The 2,369-nt window shown below is 33.2% G+C and carries 2 protein-coding genes; both read right to left on the bottom strand.

Annotated features, from left to right (window positions below):
• Positions 1-33 precede the first annotated feature (33 nt).
• Positions 34-1,218 carry a nucleotidyltransferase family protein gene (locus tag ACYVAA_RS22720; RefSeq protein WP_460546332.1) on the bottom strand — a complete coding sequence of 395 codons (1,185 nt, stop codon included), beginning with the start codon at positions 1,216-1,218 and terminating at the stop codon, positions 34-36.
• Positions 1,219-1,252: 34 nt separating this feature from the next.
• Positions 1,253-2,209: a hypothetical protein gene (locus ACYVAA_RS22725; protein ID WP_460546334.1), complete on the bottom strand. Its 957-nt coding sequence runs from the start codon at positions 2,207-2,209 to the stop codon at positions 1,253-1,255.
• Positions 2,210-2,369: the final 160 nt, after the last annotated feature.

A 2,369-nucleotide genomic window follows, 5' to 3' on the forward strand; every position in this document is an offset into this window, starting at 1 on the left:
TGTTTATTTTAGCAGTGATAAATGTGAATCTGATTAATTGTTTTGAGATTGTCGCCTCAGTTTCCTAAAGAGCACAAAACCGGGCCTAAGGGGATAATATAACCAAAAAAGCTTCTCTGGCAGGGCCACTAAATCCCAGTCATTTTTACTGGTCATAAACTTCATGTATAACCTTCTATCCTTTAATCGGGAGCTTTTGATCTGTTGAAACTGATAGAATAAATAAATGAATTTATGACGGACAGAGCTTTGTACCTCTTGTTCAGTACTGTTAATAAAATGGAGTAACAAATCCAGATTCATTTTAGTACTTCTTCTTTTAGGGAGCTCATTGCTAAAACCATAATGGTCCATTAAATCCAGTACCTGGTCCAAATGATTTATATTTCCTATGGTTTTTGCTCTTTGCCTAAGGCTCTGAAGTTCTTCTTTATTAAATCTTTCCAAGCCATTTACAATATCAAAGAGCCACTTCAAACGGAACCAACCATGCTCTGCTCCATGGGTAATGAGGAAGAGAAAATGATCCTCAAATCCCAATACGGAAACGGGAGTGCCATAAAAATCAATTTTTTTAAAGGAGTAATCTCTCAGGCTTTTATCCAAAGTAAATCTTCCTGTCTTATTATCGATGGAAGTGTGTATTTCTACAATAATACTTATCCCAGGTTGGACTACCTTATACAAGTTAAGGTCTCTGGAAACAGAAAGAATATGGCTTTTTTGCTTAGTATTTAACTTATCAAAGTCAACTAAGGTCTTAAATCCCATTTTCTGTAGCATGGAAAGGAGTTTTTCAAAATCCTTTGGGTCTACCCACAGGTCAATATCGCGTCCGGTTCTGAATATCTCACCTTGGTAGATTTCCATACCAACAGGCATTCCCTTGATAAAACAGGCGTGGAGGTTTTCCTGATCAAAAATACCCTGCAGTTGATGAATGACAGCAATATATTCCTTTGCAATTCGATGGTTTAATTGCTCCTGAAGATTGATTTGGGCCCTCAGCAAATGACTTAACCGAGAATCTTTACTTAGATGAAGACAGACAAACTCCATTATCCGGTGTCTTTTCACCAACTGCATAAATTTTGCTTCGTCTATTCCTTTAATAAAGGATTGCTCTCTTCTATCTCTATCAATTTTTTTTGAAGTAATTCTGCAACAGCTTAGAAGCAAATCAAATTCAGGGAAATTGGTTTTAAAATTGTTCATCATTGAATCATTTCTTTTTTCCACTTACCAAAACAGTTCACTCTTCAAAGTTGTCAGTAATAATCATTTCCGATTCTAAGTCCAATATCTTCCTGTTTATTTCTTTGGTGAATTTGTTTGCTCCATCTACATTCAAATGAATGGGGTCATAAAATAAACTGGTGTCGGTTTGATAGGTGTTTTCACAGTTCCAGAATTGAACCTGATTATTGTCAATAAATTGATCTAAAATTTTATTTCTTCTATCATAATGGATCTTTTCAAAACTTTTATTGATTAGGTGAAATTTAGGTGTAGAAAGTAAAATGACTTTTATATTTCTAACCCGACACTTTTCTATTATTTCCCCTAAAAATTCAATATTTCTTAAATAATTTGACTCATTTAGCATTGTAATATTATTAACCTGTTGTTTAAACACCTCCTTTCCTTTCTTATTACCCAAAAGTAAATCATTAAAGTGTTTTTCATGGTTAAAACGGGTAGTCATGAAACCATATTTATTATATCTGTCTTTATCCACCTTTATTTTTCGAAAAATTATTTTTCTGTAATGACTATATTTTGAAGTTAACAGAAAATGGTCTTTCCAAGAAGGTGGAAAATTCTTCACCCCATAAAAAAGATAGTACAAATGATTTTTAAACCAATCTTCTTGATTCCACCTTTCTAAGTTTCCAAGTGATAGGTCAAGTATTAAAAACTTAAGCTTTGGAAGTTCGGGAAGTAATCTTTTAACCATCAAAAAATCAATATTAAAGGCACTTCCTTCTTCAGCCAGATTAGCCGTCGGTAAATCTAATAGTTCAGGATTTAATCCATACACAAAATGGGAAGGCCCTAAGAAAAGTAACTCAATATTATCTTTGTTTTTTTCAAAATGTTTACTTTTTGTATTAGTATTATTGGTTTCCCTTAACCAAATCTCAGACAAAGAGAAAATGATCAAAAAAGGGAAAAAAAATAGAATTGTCTTCAATGCATATTTTTTCATAATGCTTAAAACTGAAAATATTCAAAAGCCTTACTTTCTCCACCGTACAAAATAATACTGCTGGCAACCGCATAATAAACTCCCCATCTGGCCAATGCGAGGAGCTTTAAAATTGATCAAAAGTAAAGTAGATATTCCTGTATTTGTTATGATCAGGCCC

It is taken from the genome of Echinicola sediminis, assembly GCF_054777495.1.